Below are 23,207 nucleotides of genomic sequence, written 5' to 3' on the forward strand. Positions count from 1 at the left end.
CCTCCCGACCTGCGCCTCCCGACCTGCGCCTCCTGACCTGCACCTCCTGGCCCGCCGCGACCGGCACCCGCCCTCGAACCCGCATCGCGTCGCGCACACCGCGACGTCGTGCACCCACCGGAAGGAACCACCATGACCACGACCGACCCGACCACCGTCCCCACGCCCACCGAGGCGCGGGCCGCCCGCCGAGGCCCCGGACGCGTCCTCGTGACGGGCGGCGCCAGCGGCCTCGGCGCGGCCGTCGCCCGTGCCGTCCACTTCGCCGGAGGCACTCCGATCGTGCTCGACCTCGTGGTCGACGGCGTCCCCGAGGGGATCGACGCGCACCAGGTCGACGTCTCGGACTCGAGGGCCGTCGAGGCGGCCGTGATCGCCGCGGCCGCGGCGCACGGCGGTCTCGATGCGGTCGTCACGGCCGCCGGCATCGACACCCCGGCGCCCCTCGACGGCATCAGCACGGAGACGTGGGAGAAGATCGTCGCGGTCAACCTCCTCGGCACGGTGTCCACCGTCCGGGCGGCCCTCCCCCACCTCCGCGAGTCCCGCGGGCGCGTGGTGACGGTGGCCTCGTCGCTCGGCATCAAGGCCGTGGGCGACGCGACGGCGTACTGCGCGTCGAAGTTCGGGGTCGTCGGCTTCACCCGCTCGCTGGCGGCCGAGCTGAAGGGCGTCGTCGGCGTGACGACGCTCATCCCCTCCGGCATGAGGACCCGCTTCTTCGACGCGCGCGACGAGCAGTACAAGCCGCAGGACGACTCCCGTCTGCAGGACCCGGCCGACGTCGCCGACGCCGTGCTGTACGTGCTCGGCATGCCCGCGACGAGCGAGATCCGCGAACTCGTCGTCACCCACCCCGAGGAGGACAGCTGGCCCTGAGCGCCACGCGTCTGGGACACGATGCGGAGCACCCCGGGCCGGCGCCTCGCCGGGCCACACCACGGGGGCCGCGAGAGGGCGTCCGCGCGACCAGCCGACATGCGATGTGTAGCATTCTGATCAGCGTGCCACTCCGGCACGCCTGATCCAAGGAGCACCATGCCCCCCAAGAAAGCCTGCCTCGCGACGATCGGCGCCACCGGCGTCGTCCTCGCCTCCCTCGTCGCCGGCCCGGCGTTCGCCGCGCCCGCGCCGACCGCCGGCACCGCCACCGCGGCCGCCGCCACCGCCGAGGAGGGCCGCGTGGCCGTCCCCGTCCTCACCGCCACCCAGGTCAGCAGCGGCCTCCTCGTCGTCGACGTGCAGGGCACGCCGAACTCGATGGTCGACTTCACCTACGACGACGGCCAGAGCCGCCGCGTGCTGCTCGACGACTCGGGCCACAACACGATCCAGCTCGGCATCGCGAACGGTCGCGCGTACACGTTCCAGATGACGGCGACGCTCTTCGACGACGAGAACCGGGTCGTCGACCGCGTCGACTTCGAGTGGAGCGTCGACCCCCGCGAGGTCGCTCCCCCGACCGACGACTCGCCGGCCGACCCCGGTGCGGGCCTCGTGACGTACGACGTCACGTCGATCGGGCACGACTACGCGCAGGTCGTCCTCACCGGCCCGGCCGGCAAGCGCTACGGCGTCGTCGACGCTCACGGCCGCTGGGCCGGCAGCGGCGTGTTCTCGTCGGCGGGCACGGACAACATCAGCCTGTACGTGCCCGCGGGCGTGGTGACCCGGTACACCCTCGAGCTCAGGGAGAACTACGAGGTCGTCGACAAGGCCGACATCGTGATCGACCGCACGGCGGGCGACCCCGTCACGCCGACGCCCGAGGTGCCGGTCGAGCCCGAGGTGCCCGTCGAGCCGGAGACCCCGGTCGAGCCCGAGCTCCCCGTCGAGACCGAGGTCCCCGTCGAGCCGGAGACCCCGGTCGAGCCCGAGCAGCCCGGCACGCCCGGTGACGCCCGCGCATCGTTCGAGATCACCAGTGTCGACCAGGGCTACGCCCAGGTGGCCCTCACCGGACCGGCCGGCGCCAACTGGAGCGTCTCCGACGCCGACGGCCGCTGGGCCGGCGGCGGCCGCTTCGGCGCCTCGGGCACCGACCGCGTGTCGCTGAGCGCCCTGGCCGGCGAGCAGACGTCGTACACGCTCGCCCTGCGCGAGGACTACACCGTGGTCGAGAGCCACGAGATCGTCATCGACCGCGTCGGCGACGTCGAGCAGCCCCCCGTGGTGCCCGTCACGCCGACGCCGGGCGAGGTCGTCGTCGGCGAGATCCGCGACGGCGTCGCCTCGGTCTCGATCACCGGCCCGTTCTTCGGGGCCTACCTGGTGCACGACGCGGCGGGCGACTACGTCGCCGGCGGTCGCTTCGAGGGCTACCGCAGCACGATCCGGGTCCCCGCCCCCGCCGGCGTCGTGTCGACCTACCAGCTCACGATGATCGGCGTCGACGGCCCGGTCGAGTTCTCGGTCGACGCCCGCTAGGCGTCACCCCGACCCCGTCGACGGTCCGCGCCCCGGGCCGTCGGCGGGGTCAGCCCCGCAGGCCGTACGTCGGGTCGACCTGCGTCCCCCCGGGGCGGGCCGCCGTCTCGGCGACCGGTTCGCCCCGGGCCGGGCCCGGGGCACCGGCACCGTCCCCGGCGTCGTCCCCGTCGACGACCTCGCGCTCGTCGAGGTCGCACTCGACGGCCTCGCGCTCGGCCCGTTCCCCGCGGTCGGCGAGCACCCCGTCGAGCACCTCCCGAGTGTTCTCCCACATCTCGTCGAGCGTGACGGCGTCGACCACGCTCGCGTCGTGCTCGCAGCGCTCCGCCGTCCACCCGACCTGCGTGATGTCGACGCCGCAGACGGGGCAGGCCGTGGTGAACGCCATGGCGACGCGGTGCAGGGTGCGGCCGAGGGCACCCGCGTTGATCACGTTGCCGAACCAGAACACCGAGCTCGTCGCCGTGCCGACGGCCTCCGCCACGTGCCGCGGACCGCTGTCGTTCCCCACGAAGGCGTCGACCGACGCCAGCACCCCGACGAGGTCGGAGAGGCTCAGCCGACCGGCGAGCGAGCCCACCAGGGAGGCGCGGCGCGGCTCCCGCGCGCGCGACACGGCCACGATCCGGTCGGCCAGGGCGACGTCCTCGCCTTCGCCGACGACGACGACCCGCACGCCGTGGTGCGCGAGCCGGGCCGCGAGGTGACCGAAGCGGTCGGGCGACCAGCGCCTCCTCGGGTCGCTCGCCCCGGGATGGAGGGCGACCACCGGCCGGCCGTCACCGTCGGGGCCCGAGCGGCCGAGCAGCTCGGCACCGCGCTCGAGCTCGGCCGGGGTCGGGGCCAGCACGGTGCCTCCGGCGGGGGCCGCCCCGACGAGCGCGACGACCTCGAGGGCCCGCAGCACCTCGTGCTGGTAGTAGACGTACGGGATCGTGCGCTCGAGCGGCACCGCGTCGGAGGTGCGGGTGCCGATCGTGTGCCGTGCCCGGAGCCGCAGCAGGAAGGGGTTCGAGTTGCGACCGCCGCCGTGCACCTGCACCGCGAGGTCGTAGCCCCGGGCGCGGTGCCGCGCGACGAAGCGCTCGGTGGCGGCGTCGTCGACCTCGGTACCCGACGCATCGCCCACGCCCGGCACGACGGGCAGCACGTCGACCTCGTCGACGACTTCGGGCCGGCCCGCCAGGAGCGCACGGTGCACGGGCGACCCCAGCAGGGTCACCGAGGCGCCCGGGTAGCTCGCCCTCAGCGCGGCGATCGCCGGCAGGGCGAAGACGAGGTCGCCGAGCCCGCCGCCGCGCAGCACGGCGATGCGCCGCACGTCGGGGAGCGTCTCGCCGAGCGGCGGGAGTCCGGGCACGGGCCGACGTCGTTCGCAGCTCACGGTGATCCTCTCTCTGTCGATGCTCCCGTGCCCGCCGACACGCGTCGCCAAACCACGGTGTGCGGACTACCGTGCACGGCGGCGCGCATCGGAGCGCGCCCGACAAGGAGCACACCCCATGGAATTCAGGTACCTCGGCAACTCGGGCCTCAAGGTCTCCGAGCTCACCTTCGGCAACTGGCTCACCCACGGCTCGCAGGTCGAGAACGACACGGCGGCCGCCTGCGTCCGGACCTCCCTCGACGTCGGCATCTCGACGTTCGACACCGCCGACGTCTACGCGAACACCCAGGCCGAGGTCGTGCTCGGCGAGGCCCTGAAGGGCGAGCGGCGCGAATCGGTCGAGATCTTCACCAAGGTCTACGGCCCCACCGGCCCCAAGGGGCACAACGACACCGGGCTCAGCCGCAAGCACATCACCGAGTCGATCAACGCATCGCTCACGCGGCTCCAGACCGACTACGTCGACCTCTACCAGGCGCACCGCTACGACGTCGAGACGCCCCTCGAGGAGACGATGGAGACCTTCGCCGACCTGGTGCGCCAGGGAAAGGTCCTCTACATCGGCGTCTCGGAGTGGAACGCCGAGCAGCTGCGCGAGGCGCACGCCCTCGCCCGCGAGCTCAAGATCCAGCTCGTGTCGAATCAGCCCGAGTACTCGCTGCTCTGGCGCGTCATCGAGGAGGAGGTGGTGCCGACCTCGAAGGAGCTCGGCATCTCGCAGATCGTCTGGTCGCCCATCGCCCAGGGCGTGCTGACCGGCAAGTACGCGAAGGGCGCCGCCCTGCCCGAGGGCAGCCGCGCGACGGACCAGAAGGGCGGCGCGGCGATGATCGAGCGCTGGATGCGCGACGACGTGCTCGACGCGGTCGCCCAGCTGAAGCCCATCGCGGACGACCTGGGCCTCACGCAGGCTCAGCTCTCCCTCGCCTGGGTGCTCTCGAACGAGAACGTCGCCTCGGCGATCATCGGCGCCTCGCGCCCCGAGCAGGTCGAGTCGAACGCGAAGGCGTCGGGCGTCACGCTCGAGGCCGACGTGCTGTCGAGGATCGAGTCGATCTTCGAGGGACTCGCCGAGACCGACCCTCGGAAGACGCAGATGCCGGCCGGTCGCGAGGCGTAGCCGGACCGAGGAGGCGCGGGTCGACGGGGCGGGATCGCCCACCCGACCCGCGCCTCCTGCGTGCCGTGCCGGCGACGACGCGGATCGTGACGTGTGAGGCCGACCCTGCCGGGGTAGGGCAGGGGCACCGACACGAGAGGACGCCCTCATGAGCACCTTCGCCCCCAGCACCCCGGTGCCGATGTGAGTCGCCCGACGACGGGCCCGACCGGTCTCGCCGAGCGGGCCCCGCACGCCGTCCCGGCGGCGGCGGTCGGCACCGGCACCGGCACCGGCACCCTGACCGTGCTCGACCCGCGCGACGACTCGTTCGTCGGCAGCGTCGTCGAGGCCGGCCGCGAGGAGGTCGCCGACGCCGTGCGCCGGGCCCGGTCGGCCCAGGATGCCTGGATGCGCACCCCGGCGGCGGACCGCGGGGTCCTGCTGCACGCGGCCGCGACCGCGCTCCGCGAGCGTGCGGACGAGATGGCGGCACTGAACGGACGCGAGACCGGCAAGCCCTTCGACGACGCTCTCGGCGGCGTGCTCGCCGGCGCCGACACCCTGCGTCAGTACGCCGAGATCGGTCCTCTGCACCGCGGCCGCAGTCTCGTGGGTGCTCGCGACGCGGCCGACTTCACCATCGATCAGCCCCGAGGCGTCGTCGCGGTCATCACGCCCTGGAACGACCCCGTGGCGGTCGCGTGCGGTCTCATCGGCGCGGCGCTCGTCACGGGCAGCACCGTCGTGCACAAGCCGAGCGAACGCTGCCCGCACGTGGGCCGCATGCTCGGCGAGGTCCTCTCCGGAGTCCTGCCCCCCGAGGTGCTCATGACGGTCTCCGGAGGCGGCGCGGTCGGCGCCGCCCTCACCGAGCAGCCCGACGTCGACGCGATCGCGCACGTCGGCTCCACCGCGACCGGCCGCCGCATCGCCCGCGTCGCCGCCCTCACCGGCGCCCATGTCGTGCTCGAGAACGGCGGCGATGACGCCTTGATCGTCGACGCGGGCGTCGATCCCGTGTGGGCCGCCGAGCAGGCCGCCGTCGGCGCGTTCGCCAACGCGGGTCAGATCTGCACGAGCGTCGAACGCGTCTTCGTGCATCGCGAGATCGCGCCGGCGTTCGTCGAGGCCCTGGCGGCCGAGGCGACGCGTCGCAACGGACGGCACGAGCTCGGCCCCCTCGTCGACCGTCGGCTCCGCGACGAGGTGCAGCGCCAGGTCGACGAGGCCCTGGCGAGCGGCGCCTCCGCCCTCGTGGGCGGCGCCGTGCCGTCGGGGCCGGGCGCGTGGTACCCGGCGACCGTCCTGGTCGACTGCGGTCCGAGGATGACGATCATGCAGGAGGAGACGTTCGGCCCGGTCGCGCCCGTGCAGGTGGTCGCCGACTTCGACGAGGCCCTGGCCCTCGCCTCGGCCAACCGGTACGGACTCGCCGCGACCGTGCTCACGGGCTCGATCGCGAACGCCAACCGCGCCGTGGCCGAGCTTCCGGTGGGCGCGGTCAAGATCAACGCCGTCTTCGGCGGGGCCCCCGGCGGCTCCGCCCAGCCTCGCGGAGAGAGCGGGGCGGGCTTCGGCTACGGGCCCGAGCTGCTCGACGAGATGACCCTCACGAAGGTGGTCCACTACGGCTCCCCCGTGCTGACCGCGACCGGCGGGGCGCCGACCGACGAGGTCGCGGTCGATGCCGGACCCGGCCGGACCCCGCATCCCCAGGACCCGGCCGAGGGCGGAGACCCGGACGCCGAGGGCGCGTCAGACGCCGAGGGCGATGACCAGCCCCGGGTGCATCCCGGGCAGCCCGCGGAGGGCGGGTGATCGGCATGCCGGTCGACCTGACGAGGGTCCGCGGACTGAGTCCCGACGTGGTCCGCGCGCTGCGCGAGACGGCCCCGGTGGTGAGCGTCGTCGGCGATCTCATGCTCGACGGCTGGTGGCAGGGCACGACGGAGCGCATGACGCGCGAGGCCCCCGCGCCCGTCGTCGAGGTGGCGACCCGACGGTACGTGCCCGGAGGAGCCGCCAACACGGCGGTGAACCTCGCGGCCCTCGGTGCGCGCGTCCGGGTCGCGGGTCTCGTCGGCGACGACGACGCGGGTCGGCGTCTCACGGCCCTTCTCGCGGCCCACGGCGTCGACACGACGGGTGTCGTCCGCGTGCGCGGCCTGACGACCGTCGCGAAGAACCGCGTGCTCGTCGACGATCAGGTGCTCATCCGGCTCGACGACCTCGCGACCGAGCCCCCGCCTGCCGAGGCTCTGGCCCTGCTCGCCGAGAACGCGTCGACGCAGTCGCACGGCGCCGACGCCGAGCTCGTCTGCGACTACGGCTCCGGCGCCCTCACCGGGGCCGTGCTCGACGCCCTCATCGCGCGAGAGCGGAGCAGGCGTCCGGGCCTGGTCGTCGTCGATGCTCACGACCTTCGGCCCTGGGCGCGCCTGCGTCCGGACATCGTGACCCCCAACGCGGCCGAGACGGCCGCGCTGGTCCCGCTCTCCATAGGCGACGCCGTCCCGAGCGACGAGCGCGTGGCCCGCGTCACCGGCGCAGCGGATGCGCTGCTCGACGCGACCGACGCCGCGGCCGTCGTCGTCACGCTCGATCACGACGGGACCCTCACCCTCGCGAGGGATCCCCTCGACGTGACGACCGCCTCCTCGGTCTCCGCCGCCGAGGACGAGGCCGACTCGGACGCCGCGGACCACCCCCGGCAGGAGGCGCGGGTACGCCATCGCACCTGGGCCCGGCGCGCGCGCGAGCGGCAGGCCTCCGGCGCCGGGGACTCGTTCGTCGCGGCGCTCACCGTGGCCCGCGCCGCGGGTCTGCCGCTCACGACGAGCGTCGATCTGGCTCAAGCGGCCGCGGATGTCGTCGTGCAGCGCTTCGGCACCTCCGTCTGCTCGACCGACGACCTCCTCGTCCATCTCGACCGCACGGGCGATCTCCTGCTGCCGGCCGACGACCTCGCCCGGCGACTCGACGACGAACGCGCCGCCGGGCGCCGCATCGTCCTCACCAACGGCTGCTTCGACGTGCTGCACCGGGGGCACACGACGTACCTGACCCAGGCGAAGCAGCTGGGCGACGTGCTCGTGGTCGCACTGAACGACGACGATTCGACGGGTCGGCTGAAAGGCCCCGGCCGGCCGGTCAACGCCCTCGCCGACCGGGCCGGAGTCCTCTCGGCGCTCAGCTGCGTCGACTACGTGACGTCGTTCTCGACCGACACGCCCATCCCCCTGATCCGGCGGATCCGCCCGGATCTCTACGCCAAGGGCGGCGACTACACGCCGCAGATGCTCGAAGAGACCTCGGCCGTGCTCGAGGGCGGCGGCGAGGTGCGGATCCTCGACTACGTCGCCGACCACTCGACGACAGGCCTCGTCGAACGCATCCGCGGCGCGGGGAGCGCTCCATGACCGTCAGCAGACGCTGGTCGGGTGCGTGGGCCTCGTCGGCGGTCGTCGACGAGGGAGCCGCGCCTCCGGTGCCCCCCGCGATCGACGTGCTCGTGCCCACGGCCGACCGGCCGGCCGAGCTCGCCGTCACTCTCGCCGGCCTCGCCGCGCAGGACGACCCGCCCTTTTCGGTGGTGATCAGCGACCAGTCGACGGGAGAGCCCGACTGGGCGGCACCCGCCGCGCAGGCGATGCTGCGGGTGCTGCGGGCCCAGGGTCGTCCCGTCTCCACCCACGTGCACCACCCGCGGCGGGGGCTCGCCGAGCACCGGCAGTCGCTGCTCGAGCGGGCCACTGCGCCCGCCGTGCTGTTCCTCGACGACGACGTGTGGCTCGAACCCGGCACCCTCACCCGACTGCACGACGCTCTGGAGCGGCTCGACTGCGGCTTCGTCGGGTCGGCCGTCCAGGGGCTGTCGCATCTCGGCGACGTGCGGCCTCAGGAGCGCGAGGCGTTCGAACTCTGGCCGGGCCGCGTCGAGCCCGAGCGCATCCGGCGGGGCGGCCCCGGCTTCGAGCGATGGCCGCTGCACAACGCGGCCAACCTCGCCCACGAGGCCGCGAGCCTCGACCTCGAGCCGGGTGACTGGGCGGCGTATCGGGTCGCGTGGGTGGGCGGCTGCGCGCTGTACCGCCGAGAGACGCTGCTCGAGGTCGGAGGCTTCGACTTCTGGGACGAGCTGCCGCCCGATCACGCGGGCGAGGACGTCGCCGCGCAGTGGCGCGTGATGGAACGCCGAGGAGGCGCGGGCATCGTCCCCAGCGGAGCCGTCCACCTCGAGGCGCCCACCACCGTGCCGCACCGAGACGTCGAGGCGACCGACGTGGTCGACCTCGACCGTCTCGTCGGATCCGACCGGCCGGAGAAGCCGGTGGGCGCCGACGGGACCGAGCGGCCGGTCGACTCCGACCGGCTGACCACGAGATGAGAAGAGAGAGACCGTCATGGCCGATACCCCGAACCCCATCCAGATGCAGAAGTACCTCAGCGGCATCGACTACCCGGTGTCGAAGGACGACCTGATCGCCGCCGCCGAGGACCAGGGTGCCCCCGATGACGTGATCGAGGCGCTGCAGGGGCTGGAGGGCGATTCGTTCGACGCTCCGACCGCGGTCAGCAAGGGCGTCGCCGACGAGTGAGCGCCGTCTGACGCGCCCCGCCCGGGGTGCCGCGCACGGCCTCGGACCTCGGACCTCGTCTGAGGTCGTGCGCGGCGGTCCCGGCTCAGACCTGGTCGGGCGAGGGGGTGGTGCCCGCGGCGGGCTCGTCCGCCTGGACGTCGTCGTCGACGTCGCCGTCCGCGTCGAGGTCGTAGTCCTGGCCCTTCAGGGCCTGGTCCCACTTCTTCCCGTCGTCGGCGTCGGCGTCGCTGCTCTGGAACTCCAGGGGCTCGTCTCTCATGCTGTCCTCCTCGTGTCGGGATCCGCACCGCCCGATCGGGCGCTGCCCGCCCCACGGTAGGCCGCTCCAGGGCCAGCGTCCCGGTCGGACCCGACGAGTCGCACCGGGCGGAGCCGAGGAGTCAGCCGGCGCTGACCCGGTACACGTCGTACACGGCGTCGATGCGTCTGACCGCGTTGAGCACCCGGTCGAGGTGCGTGGTGTCGCCCATCTCGAAGACGAACCGACTGAGTGCCAGCCTCTCGTCCGACGTCGAGACGCTCGCCGACAGGATGTTGACGTGATGCTCGCTGAGGACGCGCGTCACGTCGCTCAGGAGGCCGCTGCGATCGAGCGCCTCGATCTGGATCTGCACGAGGAACACGCTCTTCGACGACGGCGCCCATTCGACGTCGATCATCCGCTCCGGCTCGTTCATCAGGCTCTGCACGTTGTGGCAGGTGGCCTGGTGGACGCTGACACCCTGACCCCTCGTCACGAAGCCCACGATCTGATCACCGGGGACGGGCGTGCAGCACTTCGCGAGCTTCACGAGGATGTCGGGCGCCCCTCGTACGAGCACGCCCGAGTCGCTGTTGCGCAGCGGGCGCGTGGCTCCCTTGCTCGGGAACTCGAACTCGCCCTCCTCGACCTCGTTCTGCTGCTGGACGGCCGAGAGGATCTTCTCGATGACCGATTGCGTCGACAGGTGGCCCTCGCCGACGGCCGCGTACAGACTCGACACGTCGTCGTAGCGCAGCAGGGCGGCGACCTCGGCGATGCTGTCCTGGTTCATGAGCTTCTGCAGGGGCAGGTTCTGCTTCCGCATCGCCCGGGCGATGGCGTCCTTGCCCTGCTCGATCGCCTCGTCGCGGCGCTCCTTGGTGAACCACTGCCGGATCTTGTTCCGGGCCCGGGGGCTCTTGACGAACATGAGCCAGTCCTGGCTCGGACCGGAGTCGGGATTCTTCGACGTGAAGACCTCGACCACGTCGCCGCTCGACAGAGCGCTCTCGAGCGGGACCAGTCGGCCGTTGACCTTGGCGCCCATGGTCCGATGCCCGACCTCGGTGTGCACCGCGTACGCGAAGTCCACCGGGGTGGCGCCCGACGGCAGCCCGATGACCTTGCCCTGCGGCGTGAAGACGTAGACCTCCTTCGCGCCGATCTCGAAGCGCAGGCTGTCGAGGAACTCCCCCGGGTCGGCCGTCTCGGCCTGCCAGTCGGAGATGTGGGCGAGCCAGGCCATGTCGGTGTCGGTCCGGGCACCGGTGGCCGACTCGTCACGGCCCCCGTTCATCCGCTGCTTGTACTTCCAGTGTGCGGCCACGCCGAACTCGGCCCGCTGATGCATCTCGTGCGTGCGGATCTGGATCTCGACGGGGCGGCCCTTCGGGCCGATGACCGTCGTGTGCAGCGATTGGTACAGATTGAACTTGGGCGTGGCGATGTAGTCCTTGAACCGGCCCGGGATGGGGTTCCATCGGGCGTGGATCGAGCCGAGGACGGCGTAGCAGTCGCGCAGCGAGTTCACGAGCACGCGGATCCCGACCAGGTCGTAGATCTCGTCGAACTCCCGCCCGCGGACGATCATCTTCTGGTAGATCGAGTAGTACTGCTTGGGGCGACCGACGACGTCGCCGCGGATCTTCGTCGACTTGAGATCCGACTTCACGGCGTTGATGACGTTCTGGACGAACTGCTCGCGCTGGGGAGTGCGCTGCTTGACGAGGTTGTCGATCTCGACGTAGAGCTTCGGGTGCAGAACCGCGAACGAGAGGTCCTCCAGCTCCCACTTGATCGTCTGGATGCCCAGCCGGTGCGCCAACGGCGCGTAGATCTCGAGGGTCTCGGTCGCCTTGCGGGTGGCGGACGCGCTCTCGACGAAGCCCCACGTCCGGGCGTTGTGCAGTCGGTCGGCCAGCTTGATGACCAGGACGCGGATGTCCTTCGACATGGCGACGACCATCTTGCGGACGGTCTCGGCCTGCGCGCTGTCGCCGTACTTCAGCTTGTCGAGCTTCGTGACGCCGTCGACGAGCATCGTGATCTCGTCGCCGAAGTCGCTCTGCAGCATCGCGAGCGTGTAGTCCGTGTCCTCGACGGTGTCGTGCAGCAGCGCGGCGGCGATCGTCTTGGAGCCGATGCCCAGGTCGGCCAGGATCTGCGCGACGGCCACCGGATGCGTGATGTACGGCTCGCCGCTCTTGCGCAGCTGCCCCCGATGCGCCTTCTCGGCCACGGAGTACGCGCGTTCGATGATGACGAGATCGGCCTTGGGATGGTGCATGCGCACCGTCTTGACGAGACGGTCGACGGCGCCGGCGGGCTGGCTGCGGGAGAACAGCCGCGGGAGCAGCGTGCGGAGCGACGCCGTCCCTCCGGCCGGCTCGGTCGAGGAGGCGCTCTGGCTGGTGGTGATCTCGGTCACGGACGACCCTCGCTCTCGTGGTCGCGGGCGTCTCCGCCTGCGGGGTGCTGCCGCGTCGTGACGCGGAGCCGACAGGGCAACGCTACTCGCTCGGCGTCAGTCGACCGACGCCGGTGAGCCGTTCTCGGAACGGAGTTCGCCGTCGGCGTCCCGCCACGCCAGCATGCCGCCCTCGACGTTCACCGCGTCGATCCCGGCGCGACGCAGGGCTGCGGTGGCTCGGAGGGAGCGCATCCCCGCATGGCAGACCACCAGGACCTGCTCATCGGTGGGGATCTCGCCCAGCCGATCGCCGAGCTCGGACAGAGGGACGAGGGTCGCCTGAGGCGCGTGGCCCGCGTCCCATTCGGACTGCTCGCGGACGTCGATCAGTCGTGCACCGCCGTCGGCGCGTTCGATGGCCTCGGCGGCGGTGATGCCGGGCAGGTCGTCGATCGGGCTCACGGCGCCTCCACCAGCGTCGTGTCGGAGGACTCCGTCTTGCGGGCATCGCGCTTGGCGATCTCCGGCTCACGGAGTCGGAGCGTGGCGTACAGAGGCGAGGCGATGAAGATCGTGGAGTACGTGCCGACCAGGATGCCGATGAACAGGGCCAGCGAGATGTCGCGGAGTGTGCCGGCACCGAGCACGAACGCTCCGATGAAGAGGATCGCCGCGACGGGCAGCAGAGCGACGACGGACGTGTTGATCGACCGGACGAGCGTCTGGTTGATCGCCAGGTTGATGGACTGGCCGAAGGTGCGGCGAGATCCCTCGCCGTCTTCCGTGGTGTTCTCGCGGATCTTGTCGAAGACCACCACCGTGTCGTAGAGCGAGTATCCGAGGATCGTCAGGAACCCGATGACCGCGGCCGGGGTGACCTCGAAGCCGACGATGCCGTAGATGCCCGCCGTGAGCACGAGGTCGTGCAGCAGGGCGGCCATCGCCGCCAGCGACATCTTCCAGGTGCGGAAGTAGAGGGTCATGCCGATCGCGGCGAGGATCAGGAAGATCACGAGACCCTTGATCGCCTGACCGGTGATGTCCGCACCCCACGACGCCCCGATGAACGACGAGGTGACGCGATCGTAGGGTACGTCGTAGGCGGTGGCGAGGGCGGCGGCCAGGTCGTTCGTCTCGGCGGCCTCGAGCTGCGACGTCTGGACGCGGATGGTGTCCGTGCCGACCTGCGTCACGCGGGGGTTCGAGTCGGGCACGACCTCCTCGACCGTCTCGGCGGCGAGGTCCTGGTCGAGCTCGGCGGGCTGTGCGATCTGGAACTCGGACCCGCCCGTGAACTCGATGCCGAAGTGGAAACCGCCGCGCAGGAACGGGACGGTCACCGAGATCAGGATGACGAGCGCTGCGATCCAGTACCAGGTCCGGCGTCGTCCAACGATGTCGTACGAGCGGGACCCGGTGTAGAGGTCGTTGCCGAACTTCGAGAAGCTGGCCATCAGGAGTTGGTCCCTTCGTCGCCGGACGCGTCCGCGCCCGGTCGGGTGTTCTTCTCGGCGGCCTTGCGCTCGGCGATGGTCTGGCGGATGACCGCCTCGCGTCCGCCGGCCTTCTTGCGACCGCTCACGACCACGGGCTCGCGGAAGCGCGCCCGACCCCGGTACACGGCACCGAGCGCCTTCGGGTCGAGTCCGCTGAGGCGGTGGCCGTCGCCGAAGAAGCGGGTGCGGGCGATCAGCTGCAGCATGGGGTGGGTGAACAGCGACACGACGATGAGGTCGATGACCGTGGTGATCCCGAGCGTCAGAGCGAAGCCCTTGACGTTGCCGACGGCGAGGATGAACAGTGTGATCGCCGCCAGGAAGTTGACCGTGTCGGACGCGATGACGGTCCGGATGGCTCGCTTCCAGCCCGACTCGACGGCGTTCTCGAGGATGCGCCCGTCGCGGAGCTCGTCACGGATGCGCTCGAAGTAGACGATGAACGAGTCGGCCGTGATGCCGATGGCGACGATGAGCCCGGTGACCCCCGCCAGCGAGAGTCGGTACCCCTCGCGCCACGACAGGATGGCGATGACGAGGTAGGTCAGTGCCGCGGCGATGATCAGCGACAGCACGGTCACGAAGGCCAGCGCCCGGTACTGGATCAGCGAGTAGATGACGACGAGGATCAGACCGATGAGCCCGGCGATCAGACCGCTGACGAGCTGGGTCTGACCGAGCGTCGCCGTGATCGTCTCGTTGCTCTGCACGGAGAAGCTGAGGGGCAGGGCGCCGAACTTCAGCTGGTCGGCCAGCGCCTTCGAGCTGTCCTGGGTGAACTGACCGGTGATCTGCGCGCGACCGTCGGTGATCGCGGCATTGGCCGACGGGGCCGTGATGACCTGGTTGTCGAGGGTCACGGCGAACTGATTCTGAGGTGCCTGCAGGGTCACGAGGCGCGAGGTCACGTCGGCGAACTGGTCGCTGCCCTGGCCGTCGAACTCGAGATTGACCGCCCAGGTGTTGGTGGAGTTGCCCTGCGAGTCGGTGGCGAGCCCGTTCGTCGCGTCGCTGATGTCGCTGCCCTCGACCTCGACGGGACCGAGGATGTACTTGGCGGTGCCGTCGGTGGAGCAGGTCACGAGCGGCTCGTCGTCGGGCGCCGTGGCCAGTTCGTTGTCGGCCGCGCAGTTGTAGTTCTCGTAGACGTCGGCCAGCTGCGGCGTGATCCAGGCGAGGTCCGAGCCGTTCGTGGGAGACGCCGTCGGCGTGCTCTCGAGATCGGGGTTCGGCGTGTAGGGCTCGGTCTCCGACCCCGGCTCGGCGCTGGCGCTCGGGCTGGCGCTGGCGCTGGCGCCGTCGGCCTCGCCGCCGACCTCGGCGCTCGACGCGGCACCGGTGAACAGCACCGGGCGGAACGACAGCTTCGCCGAAGCCTCGATGCGCTCGAGCGTCGCGTTGTCGGGCCGCCCCGGGATGGAGACGACGATGTTCTGACTGCCCTGCTTGGTGATCTCCGACTCGGAGACCCCGGCCGAGTCGATGCGCTGCCGGATGATCGTCACGGCCTGATCGAGCTGCTGGCTCGAGACCGTCTCGCCGTTCTGCAGCTGGGCGGCCAACGTGATCTGGGTTCCGCCCTGGAGGTCGAGGGCCAGCTCGGGGACCCAGCTCGCGCCGTTCCACCAGCCCTCCCGACCGGAGTCGTTCAGCACGGTCGCCGTGCCGTTCAGCGCCGTCAGTCCGGCGATGATCACCAGGAGCCAGGTCAGCGAACGGATGGCTTTCTTCACCGGGGTCGAACGTGCCACGGAGGAACTCAGCTTTCTCATGGGAACGCGCGCCCGACAGGGGCGCGCGCGAGTCGGTCCCGGTCGTCAGTGCACGACCGGGAGGACGGGATCAGGCGGTGGGCTTGTCGGAGTCCTTGGCGGTCGACGTCTCGATGCGGGGCTCATCGGCACGCTCGCCGTAGACGGGCGAGTCGAGCGCGGGGTCGGATGCCACGACGGGACGGTCGTCGTCGACGACATCGTCGTCGGCCACGGTCTCGTCGACCGGGTCGACGACCCGCCCGAGGGTCTGACGATGCACCTTGACGATCGTGCCCGGAGAGACCTCGACCTCGGCGACGTTCGTCTCGTCGTCGATGGAGACGACGGTTCCGTAGAGACCGAACGTGAGCATGACCTCGACGCCGGGGACCATCTTGCGCTGGAGCTCGGCCTGCTGGCTGTCGCGCTTGCGCTTGTTGCGGAACATGAAGAAGACGAGGACCACCAGAAGGAGGACCATGATGACTGTTGTGGCGTCCATGCGGAACTGCCTTTCGAAGCTCGTGGTGTGAGGGCGACGGCGACGGGGACTAGCTCGCCGCGCCGACTGGCCTGGAGGAATTATAGGTCATCGCCGAACAGGCCCCCTGAGTCGCGTGTCAGGCCGAAGTGCCGGTAGGCCTCGGGCGTCGCGATGCGACCCCGGGGCGTCCTCGTGACGAGTCCGACGCGGACGAGGAACGGCTCGACGACGGACTCGATCGTGTCCGCCTCCTCGCCGACCGAGACCGCGAGGGTGTTGAGTCCGACCGGCCCGCCGTCGAATCGGCGCAGGATCGTCGACAGGACCTCGCGGTCGAGGCGGTCGAGCCCCAGATCGTCCACGTCGTAGAGCGCGAGCGCCTCCTGGACGGTCGCGAGATCGGCGGGACGGTCGTGGACCAGCGCGTAGTCGCGGACACGCCGCAGGAGCCTGTTGGCGATGCGGGGCGTGCCTCGGCAGCGGCCGGCGATCTCGGCGAGGGCACGTCCGTCGATGCCGACGCCGAGCAGCGAGGCGGCACGCCGGAGCACCTCGGTCAGTTCGGCCTCGTCGTAGAACTCGAGGTGCGCGGTGAAGCCGAAGCGGTCGCGGAGGGGGTTGGGCAGCATGCCGCTGCGGGTGGTGGCGCCGACCAGGGTGAACGGCGAGAGCTCGAGAGGGATGCTGGTCGCGCCCGCGCCCTTCCCGACCATGATGTCGATGCGGTAGTCCTCCATCGCCAGATACAGCATCTCCTCGGCGGAGCGGGCCATGCGGTGGATCTCGTCGATGAAGAGCACCTCGCCGGGCACCAGCGCCGAGAGGATGGCGGCCAGGTCGCCGGCATGCTGGATCGCCGGACCGGAGGACATGCGCAGGGGCCGCGAGCTCTCGTGGGCGACGATCATCGCGAGGGTCGTCTTCCCGAGTCCGGGCGGGCCCGCCAGCAGGATGTGGTCCGGAGAGCGGTTCTGCATCTCGGCCGCCTTCAGCAGCAGCTGCAGCTGTCCCCGGACCTTGGTCTGACCGACGAACTCCGCGAGGGACGCGGGGCGCAGCGCACCCTCGAAGGCCAGCTCGGTCTCGGACTCGATCGTGGCTCGGACGACGTCGTCGCCGGTCACGACCGTGCCGCCGACGGCTTCTGGGGTCCGAGGCGGCCGAGTGACGCCCGGAGGAGCTGCGGGACGGTGAGGGAGGTGTCGGGGCCGGTCTCGGTCAGGACGTCGTCGATCGCGCTCTGCGCCTCGCGCTCGACCCAGCCGAGACCGACCAGCGCCACCAGGACGTCGGAGGCGGTGGTCGTGGCCGCGGTGACGCTCGGCGCCGACGGGGCGACGACGAGCTTGCCGGCGAGCGACAGGACGATGAGCTTGGCGGTCTTCGGGCCGATGCCCGAGACCCGCCGGAACGCGGCGTCGTCCTCGTCGAGCACGGCCTGGGCGATCTGCGTCGGGGTGAGCGTCGCCAGCACGCCCTGCGCCGACTTCGGGCCGACGCCCGTCACTCCGCGGAGGAGGTCGAACACCTCGAGCTCCTCCAGCTCGAGGAATCCGAACAACGAGAGGTCGTCCTCACGGACGATGAGGGTCGTGAAGAGCCTCGCGGTGTCGCCGACGTGCACCGTGAGGGCCACCTGGGGCGTGACGCCGACCTTGAGGCCGACTCCCCCGACCTCGATGACGACCGACCCTCCGGAGGCGGACAGGACGGTGCCACGGACGCTGGAGATCATGCGCCCAGCCTAGGAGCCCGCGAGGACTTCTCGGCGTCCCGCCACGCCCGCTGCGCAGGGGTCAGTCGACCCGCGGCGGCCGGCCCGGCGGGGTCCGCTCCCGGCCCCATCCCGTCGCGGCGCCAGGCATGGCAGATCGCCAGGGCGAGGGCGTCCGCGGCGTCCGCGGGCCGGGGCGCCTCGGCGAGACCGAGCAGGCGCGCGACCATCGCACCCACCTGCGCCTTGTCGGCGGATCCGTAACCGGTCACGGCCGCCTTGACCTCCGACGGCGTGTGCAGGGCGACGGGTATCGACCGCTCCGCCGCCGAACGGAGGGCCAGACCGCTGACCTGAGCCGTCCCCATGACGGTGCGGAGGTTGTTCTGCGCGAAGACGCGCTCGATGGCCATGGCATCAGGACGGTGCTCGTCCACGAGTTCGTCGATGCCGCGCCCGATGGTCAGCAGCCGCCGTTCGAGCGGCGCGTCGGCCGCGGAGCGGATCACATGGACGGCCACCAGAGTGGGGCGTCGCGTCGCGTCGACCTCGATGATCCCCACCCCGCAGCGGGTGAGCCCGGGGTCGATGCCGAGCACCCGGAGCGTCACCGTCGACTGCTATTCGTCGTCGTCGTCGAGCACGGACTGGACGTCGGCCGGGACGTCGTGGTTCGCGTAGACGTTCTGGACGTCGTCGTCGTCGTCGAGGGCGTCGATGAGCCGGAAGACCTTGCGCGCCGTCTCCACGTCGACCTCGATCTTGAGCCCGGGCACGAACTCGATGTCGGCGGAGTCGTAATCGATGCCGGCTTCCTGGAGCGCCGTGCGGGCAGGGACGAGGTCGGAGGCCTCGGTCACGATCTCGAACCCCTCGCCGCGGTCGGTGACCTCCTCGGCTCCGGCGTCGAGGACCGCGGCGAGCACGTCGTCCTCCGAGAGGTCGCCGTTCTTCATGACGGCGATGACCCCCTTGCGGCTGAAGTTGTAGGCGACGCTGCCCGGGTCGGCCATCGTGCCGCCGTTGCGCGACATGACCGTGCGGACGTTCGCCGCGGCACGGTTCTTGTTGTCGGTGAGGCACTCGATCAGCAGGGCGACGCCGTTGGGGCCGTAGCCCTCGTACATGATGGTCTGGTAATCGACGCTCTCACCGCTGAGACCGGCACCGCGCTTGATGGCCCTGTCGATGTTGTCGTTGGGGACGGAGGTCTTCTTGGCCTTCTGGACGGCGTCGACGAGTGTGGGGTTCCCCGACATGTCGGCCCCACCCTGTTTGGCCGCGACCTCGATGTTCTTGATGAGCTTGGCGAACGACTTCGCGCGTCGGCTGTCGATGACGGCCTTCTTGTGCTTCGTCGTTGCCCACTTGGAATGCCCGGACACGGTGCTCCTTCAACTGCTGGCGGAAATCGGGACGAGTCTACCGCGACGCCCAGGCGCGGGCCTTGTCGAGGAAGTACGCGTGGAACCGGTAGTCGTTGGTCACCTCGGGATGGAACGACGTCCCGAGCAGGTTGCCCTGCTCGACGGCGACCACACGACCGTCGTCGAGGACGCCGATCGCCGTCGCCGCCGGCCCGACCTCGTCGACGACGGGGGCCCTGATGAAGACGGCGTGCACGGGTGGTCCGCCGATGACCGGGACGTCGAGGTCGGTCTCGAAGGAGTCGTTCTGGTTGCCGAAGGCATTGCGGCGGACGGCCACGTCGAGGCCGCCGAGACTGCGCTGCCCGGCGATGCCGTCGACGATGCGGTCCGAGAGCATGATCAGCCCCGCGCACGTCCCGTACACGGGCAGACCCGCGTCGATCGCGTCTCGCAGCGGCTCGGCCAGGTCGAACATGCGCGTCAGCTTGTCCATGACGCTGGACTCGCCCCCGGGGATGACGAGTCCATCGACGTCAGCCAGCTCGGATGCCCGGCGGACGGGTACTGCCTGGGCGCCCAACGATGTCAGGACACCCAGGTGCTCCCGGAAATCGCCCTGGAGTGCGAGGACTCCGACCCGCGGTGACGTCGAACCGGTCGTGGTCTTACCAGCCACGCTCGGCGAGACGGTGCGGCGCAGGCAGATCGGGCACGTTGATGCCGACCATGGCCTCGCCGAGGCCGCGGGACGCGTCGGCGACGACCTGCGGGTCGTCGAAGAACGTGGTCGCTTTGACGATCGCCCGGGCGCGCTCGGCCGGGTTGCCCGACTTGAAGATGCCGGACCCGACGAAGACGCCGTCGGCGCCCAGCTGCATCATGAGCGCGGCGTCGGCGGGGGTGGCGACCCCACCCGCGGTGAAGAGGACGACGGGGAGCTTGCCGGTCTCGGCGATCTCCTTGACGAGCTCGTACGGAGCCTGGAGCTCCTTGGCGGCGACGTACAGCTCGTCGGTCTTCAGCCCCTGGAGCTGGGCGATCTCCTTCGAGATGGTGCGGATGTGCTTCGTCGCCTCGGAGACGTCGCCCGTGCCGGCCTCGCCCTTGGAGCGGATCATGGCCGCGCCCTCGGTGATGCGACGCAGGGCCTCTCCGAGGTTCGTCGCGCCGCAGACGAAGGGGACGGTGAAGTTCCACTTGTCGATGTGGTTCACGTAGTCGGCCGGGCTGAGCACCTCGGACTCGTCGATGTAGTCGACGCCGAGCGTCTGGAGGATCTGCGCCTCGACGAAGTGCCCGATCCGGGCCTTGGCCATGACGGGGATCGAGACGGCCGCGACGATCTCGTCGATCATGTCGGGGTCGCTCATGCGGGCGACGCCCCCCTGGGAGCGGATGTCGGCCGGGACGCGCTCCAGAGCCATGACCGCGACGGCCCCGGCGTCTTCGGCGATCTTCGCCTGCTCGACGTTCACGACGTCCATGATGACGCCGCCCTTCAGCATCTCGGCGAGACCGCGCTTGACGCGGTCGGAGCCTGTGGTGGCGGACGAGGTGGGGGCGGGGGTCGTGTCGCTCATGATGGCGTCCATTCTAGGCCTGTTCGGATGAGGTGGTCGCCGACGTCGCCGGGCCCGTCGCCGGGCCCGTGGGCGGGGCCGGCCAGGCCTCGGCCACGGCCACCCGCACGTCGCCGAGCAGCTGAGTGATCGCCTTGGTCTCGGCGATGATCGGGAAGAAGTTCGAGTCGCCCCCGTAGCGCGGCACGACGTGCTGGTGCAGATGCTCGGCGATGCCGGCGCCGCCGACCCTGCCCTGGTTCATGCCGATGTTGAAGCCCTGAGCCCGGGACACCTCGGTCAGCACGCGCATGGCGGTCTGGGTCAGCCAGGCGATCTCGGCCACCTCGTCGGGGGTCGCCAGATCGTAGGTCGCGACGTGCCGGTACGGGCAGACGAGCAGATGGCCGGGGTTGTAGGGGAACAGGTTGAGCACGACGTAGGCGTGCCGCCCCCTCGCCACGATGAGCGCTTCGGCGTCGGACTTCGACGGCGCCTCGCAGAACGGGCAGTCGGTGTCGTGGGCGCCCTGCCCCGCGCCGACGTAGACGGCGCGGTGCGGTGTCCAGAGTCTCTGGAAGGCGTCCGGCACCCCGGCGAAGTCGCCCGAGGCCTCCGGGGCCACGGGGTCGTCCATCGTCAGACCTGCGCCTTGCTCGAGATCGCCTCGAGGATCTTCGCGATCGCGTCGTCGACCGGGACGCCGTTCTCCTGCGTCCCGTCGCGGTAGCGGAAGCTGACGGCTCCGGCGGCACGGTCCTCCTCGCCGGCGATCAGCTGATACGGGACCTTGGACTTCGTGTGCGTGCGGATCTTCTTCGGGAACCGGTCGTCTCCGTGGTCGACCTGCGCGCGGACGCCGGCGTCTCTCAAGCGCCCCACGACGCCGTCGAGGTAGTCGCCGTACTCGTCGGCGACGGGGATCGCCACGACCTGGACCGGCGACAGCCACACCGGGAACGCCCCGGCGTAGTGCTCGGTCAGCACCCCGAAGAAGCGCTCGATGGTTCCGAAGAGGGCGCGGTGGATCATGACCGGCCGCTGCCGTGTGCCGTCGGCGGCCGCGTACTCGAGATCGAAGCGCTCGGGCAGGTTGAAGTCCAGCTGGACGGTCGACATCTGCCAGGTGCGCCCGATGGCGTCGCGGGCCTGGACGGAGATCTTCGGCCCGTAGAAGGCCGCCCCGCCGGGATCGGGCACGAGGTCGAGCCCGGACTCCTCCGCCACCTCGCGGAGCGTCGCCGTCGCGGTCTCCCAGATGTCGTCGTCGCCCACGTACTTCTCGGGGTCCTTCGTCGAGAGCTCGAGGTAGAAGTCGGTGAGGCCGTAGTCGCGGAGCAGGGACAGCACGAAGTCCAGCGTGCCGGCGAGCTCGTCTTTCATCTTGTCGCGCGTCGTGAAGATGTGCGCGTCGTCCTGGGTCATGCCCCTGACCCGGGTGAGGCCGTGGATGACGCCGGACTTCTCGTTGCGGTAGACCGTGCCGAACTCGAAGAGGCGCAGCGGCAGATCGCGGTAGGAACGGGGCTGCGACCGGTACGCCAGGATGTGCATCGGGCAGTTCATCGGCTTCAGGTAGTAGTCGGCCCCCTGACGCGTGATCTCGCCCTCGTCGTTCCGCGCCTCGTCGAGCTTCATGGCGGGGAACATGCCGTCCTTGTACCAGCCCAGGTGGCCCGAGGTCTCGAACAGGCTCGCCTTCGTGATGTGCGGCGTGTAGACGAAGTCGTAGCCGGCCGCCTCATGGCGCTTGCGCGAGTAGTCCTCCATCTCGCGACGGATGATGCCGCCCTTGGGGTGGAAGATCGCGAGGCCCGAACCGATCTCGTCGGGGAACGAGAAGAGGTCGAGTTCGACGCCCAGCTTGCGGTGGTCGCGCTTGGCGGCCTCCTCGAGCCGGGACTGGTACGCGCGCAGCTCGTCCTTCGTGGGCCAGGCCGTGCCGTAGATGCGCTGCAGCTGCGGGTTCTTCTCGGAGCCCCGCCAGTAGGCGGCGGCCACGCGCATCAGCTTGGTGGCGTTGCCGAGGAGGCGCGTGCTCGGCACGTGGGGACCGCGGCAGAGGTCGTACCAGACGACGTCGCCGGTCTTGGGGTCGACGTTGTCGTACACGGTGAGCTCGGCGCCGCCGACCTCCACGGACTCGCCGTCGTCGCCGATCTCGTCGCTCGAACCGCCCTTCAGCCCGATCAGCTCGAGCTTGTAGGGCTCGCCGGCGAGCAGCTCGCGCGCCTCGGCGTCGGAGACGACGCGGCGCCGGAAGCGCTGGCCCTGCTTGATGATGCGCTCCATGCCCTTCTCGATCGCCTTCAGGTCGTCGGGGGTGAAGGGCTCGGCGACGTCGAAGTCGTAGTAGAAGCCGTCGGTCACGGGCGGGCCGATGCCCAGCCTGGCGGCCGGGTTGATGGCCTGGACGGCCTGGGCCATGACGTGCGCGGCGGAGTGCCGGAGGATCGAGAGGCCATCGGGCGAGCCGATCAGCACGGGTTCGGCGACGTCGCCGGCGTGCAGCTCCGACGCCATGTCGAGCAGCACGCCGTCGACCCGGACGGCCACCACGGACCGGTCGGTGAAGACCTCGAATCCCGTCGTCGTCTCGGTCACCTCGACGGGCTGGACGGCGATCGCTGCGGGTTCGGCGGGGACGGTCTGATCTGAC

Annotated in this window: 22 protein-coding genes; 7 read left to right on the forward strand and 15 right to left on the reverse strand. The window is 70.9% G+C overall.

Features of this window, described 5'->3' with window-relative positions:
* The first annotated feature begins 132 nt into the window (after positions 1 to 132).
* Both ASF89_RS08085 and ASF89_RS16095 read left to right on the forward strand, forming a co-directional pair.
* The gene (locus ASF89_RS08085) at positions 133 to 879 is read left to right on the forward strand and encodes an SDR family oxidoreductase (protein ID WP_082489880.1); all 747 of its coding nucleotides are present in this window, start codon (positions 133 to 135) and stop codon (positions 877 to 879) included.
* 159 nt (positions 880 to 1,038) lie between these two features.
* Entirely contained in the window at positions 1,039 to 2,427 is a 1,389-nt protein-coding gene (locus ASF89_RS16095) for a hypothetical protein (RefSeq protein ID WP_055813696.1), read from the forward strand.
* Positions 2,428 to 2,476: 49 nt separating this feature from the next.
* On the opposite strand, the gene ASF89_RS08095 is transcribed toward ASF89_RS16095, so the two are convergent.
* Positions 2,477 to 3,814 carry a glycosyltransferase family 9 protein gene (locus ASF89_RS08095; RefSeq protein WP_235484050.1) on the reverse strand — a complete coding sequence of 446 codons (1,338 nt, stop codon included), beginning with the start codon at positions 3,812 to 3,814 and terminating at the stop codon, positions 2,477 to 2,479.
* 118 nt (positions 3,815 to 3,932) lie between these two features.
* Between ASF89_RS08095 and ASF89_RS08100 the strand changes: the two genes are divergently transcribed.
* The 5 genes from ASF89_RS08100 (at position 3,933) to ASF89_RS08120 (ending at position 9,517) form a co-directional block, all read left to right on the forward strand.
* Complete coding sequence (locus tag ASF89_RS08100; protein ID WP_055813698.1) at positions 3,933 to 4,937, forward strand: aldo/keto reductase family protein; 1,005 nt, start codon at positions 3,933 to 3,935, stop codon at positions 4,935 to 4,937.
* A gap of 183 nt (positions 4,938 to 5,120) precedes the next feature.
* Positions 5,121 to 6,737, forward strand: coding sequence for an aldehyde dehydrogenase (locus ASF89_RS08105; RefSeq protein ID WP_369814548.1), 1,617 nt, complete (start codon positions 5,121 to 5,123; stop codon positions 6,735 to 6,737).
* A 5-nt stretch (positions 6,738 to 6,742) separates the two neighbouring features.
* Positions 6,743 to 8,338, forward strand: a complete 1,596-nt coding sequence (gene rfaE2, locus ASF89_RS08110; protein WP_055814816.1) for a D-glycero-beta-D-manno-heptose 1-phosphate adenylyltransferase — start codon at positions 6,743 to 6,745, stop codon at positions 8,336 to 8,338.
* On the forward strand, positions 8,335 to 9,306 hold the full coding sequence (locus ASF89_RS08115) for a glycosyltransferase family 2 protein (RefSeq protein WP_082475139.1): 972 nt from the start codon (positions 8,335 to 8,337) through the stop codon (positions 9,304 to 9,306). The genes rfaE2 and ASF89_RS08115 overlap by 4 nt, the downstream gene beginning before the upstream one ends.
* Before the next feature lie 16 nt (positions 9,307 to 9,322).
* A complete protein-coding gene (locus tag ASF89_RS08120) occupies positions 9,323 to 9,517 on the forward strand; it encodes a DUF2795 domain-containing protein (protein ID WP_055797278.1) in 195 nt (64 codons plus the stop codon).
* Between the two features lie 85 nt (positions 9,518 to 9,602).
* Here the strand turns inward: ASF89_RS08120 and ASF89_RS15685 are convergent, their stop codons facing one another.
* The 14 genes from ASF89_RS15685 to thrS form a co-directional block, all read right to left on the reverse strand.
* Positions 9,603 to 9,779: a hypothetical protein gene (locus tag ASF89_RS15685; protein WP_156357339.1), complete on the reverse strand. Its 177-nt coding sequence runs from the start codon at positions 9,777 to 9,779 to the stop codon at positions 9,603 to 9,605.
* Positions 9,780 to 9,900: 121 nt separating this feature from the next.
* The gene (locus tag ASF89_RS08125) at positions 9,901 to 12,189 is read right to left on the reverse strand and encodes a bifunctional (p)ppGpp synthetase/guanosine-3',5'-bis(diphosphate) 3'-pyrophosphohydrolase (protein WP_304437738.1); all 2,289 of its coding nucleotides are present in this window, start codon (positions 12,187 to 12,189) and stop codon (positions 9,901 to 9,903) included.
* A 96-nt stretch (positions 12,190 to 12,285) separates the two neighbouring features.
* Positions 12,286 to 12,633 (reverse strand): rhodanese-like domain-containing protein, encoded by a 348-nt coding sequence (locus tag ASF89_RS08130; protein WP_326934175.1) that lies wholly within the window; start codon positions 12,631 to 12,633, stop codon positions 12,286 to 12,288.
* Positions 12,630 to 13,625, reverse strand: a complete 996-nt coding sequence (gene secF, locus ASF89_RS08135) for a protein translocase subunit SecF (protein ID WP_055813701.1) — start codon at positions 13,623 to 13,625, stop codon at positions 12,630 to 12,632. Before secF ends, ASF89_RS08130 begins: the two co-directional genes overlap by 4 nt.
* Complete coding sequence (gene secD / locus ASF89_RS08140; RefSeq protein ID WP_055813704.1) at positions 13,625 to 15,418, reverse strand: protein translocase subunit SecD; 1,794 nt, start codon at positions 15,416 to 15,418, stop codon at positions 13,625 to 13,627. Before secD ends, secF begins: the two co-directional genes overlap by 1 nt.
* Before the next feature lie 91 nt (positions 15,419 to 15,509).
* Complete coding sequence (yajC, locus tag ASF89_RS08145) at positions 15,510 to 15,923, reverse strand: preprotein translocase subunit YajC (RefSeq protein WP_055797270.1); 414 nt, start codon at positions 15,921 to 15,923, stop codon at positions 15,510 to 15,512.
* A gap of 80 nt (positions 15,924 to 16,003) precedes the next feature.
* Positions 16,004 to 17,029 carry a Holliday junction branch migration DNA helicase RuvB gene (gene ruvB / locus ASF89_RS08150; RefSeq protein WP_055813707.1) on the reverse strand — a complete coding sequence of 342 codons (1,026 nt, stop codon included), beginning with the start codon at positions 17,027 to 17,029 and terminating at the stop codon, positions 16,004 to 16,006.
* Positions 17,026 to 17,640 carry a Holliday junction branch migration protein RuvA gene (gene ruvA, locus ASF89_RS08155; RefSeq protein WP_055797265.1) on the reverse strand — a complete coding sequence of 205 codons (615 nt, stop codon included), beginning with the start codon at positions 17,638 to 17,640 and terminating at the stop codon, positions 17,026 to 17,028. Before ruvA ends, ruvB begins: the two co-directional genes overlap by 4 nt.
* Positions 17,637 to 18,230, reverse strand: a complete 594-nt coding sequence (gene ruvC, locus ASF89_RS08160; RefSeq protein ID WP_055797262.1) for a crossover junction endodeoxyribonuclease RuvC — start codon at positions 18,228 to 18,230, stop codon at positions 17,637 to 17,639. Before ruvC ends, ruvA begins: the two co-directional genes overlap by 4 nt.
* 9 nt (positions 18,231 to 18,239) lie before the next feature.
* A complete protein-coding gene (locus tag ASF89_RS08165; protein ID WP_055797259.1) occupies positions 18,240 to 19,004 on the reverse strand; it encodes a YebC/PmpR family DNA-binding transcriptional regulator in 765 nt (254 codons plus the stop codon).
* A gap of 37 nt (positions 19,005 to 19,041) precedes the next feature.
* Entirely contained in the window at positions 19,042 to 19,665 is a 624-nt protein-coding gene (pdxT, locus tag ASF89_RS08170) for a pyridoxal 5'-phosphate synthase glutaminase subunit PdxT (protein ID WP_055797254.1), read from the reverse strand.
* On the reverse strand, positions 19,655 to 20,569 hold the full coding sequence (pdxS, locus tag ASF89_RS08175) for a pyridoxal 5'-phosphate synthase lyase subunit PdxS (protein WP_055798450.1): 915 nt from the start codon (positions 20,567 to 20,569) through the stop codon (positions 19,655 to 19,657). The genes pdxT and pdxS overlap by 11 nt, the downstream gene beginning before the upstream one ends.
* 13 nt (positions 20,570 to 20,582) lie before the next feature.
* On the reverse strand, positions 20,583 to 21,185 hold the full coding sequence (locus tag ASF89_RS08180) for an HIT domain-containing protein (RefSeq protein WP_055797251.1): 603 nt from the start codon (positions 21,183 to 21,185) through the stop codon (positions 20,583 to 20,585).
* A 2-nt stretch (positions 21,186 to 21,187) separates the two neighbouring features.
* Entirely contained in the window at positions 21,188 to 23,173 is a 1,986-nt protein-coding gene (thrS, locus tag ASF89_RS08185) for a threonine--tRNA ligase (RefSeq protein WP_055814819.1), read from the reverse strand.
* Between the last annotated feature and the right edge of the window lie 34 nt (positions 23,174 to 23,207).

Origin of the sequence: Frigoribacterium sp. Leaf172, from assembly GCF_001424285.1 — a bacterium.
GTDB lineage: Bacteria > Actinomycetota > Actinomycetes > Actinomycetales > Microbacteriaceae > Frigoribacterium.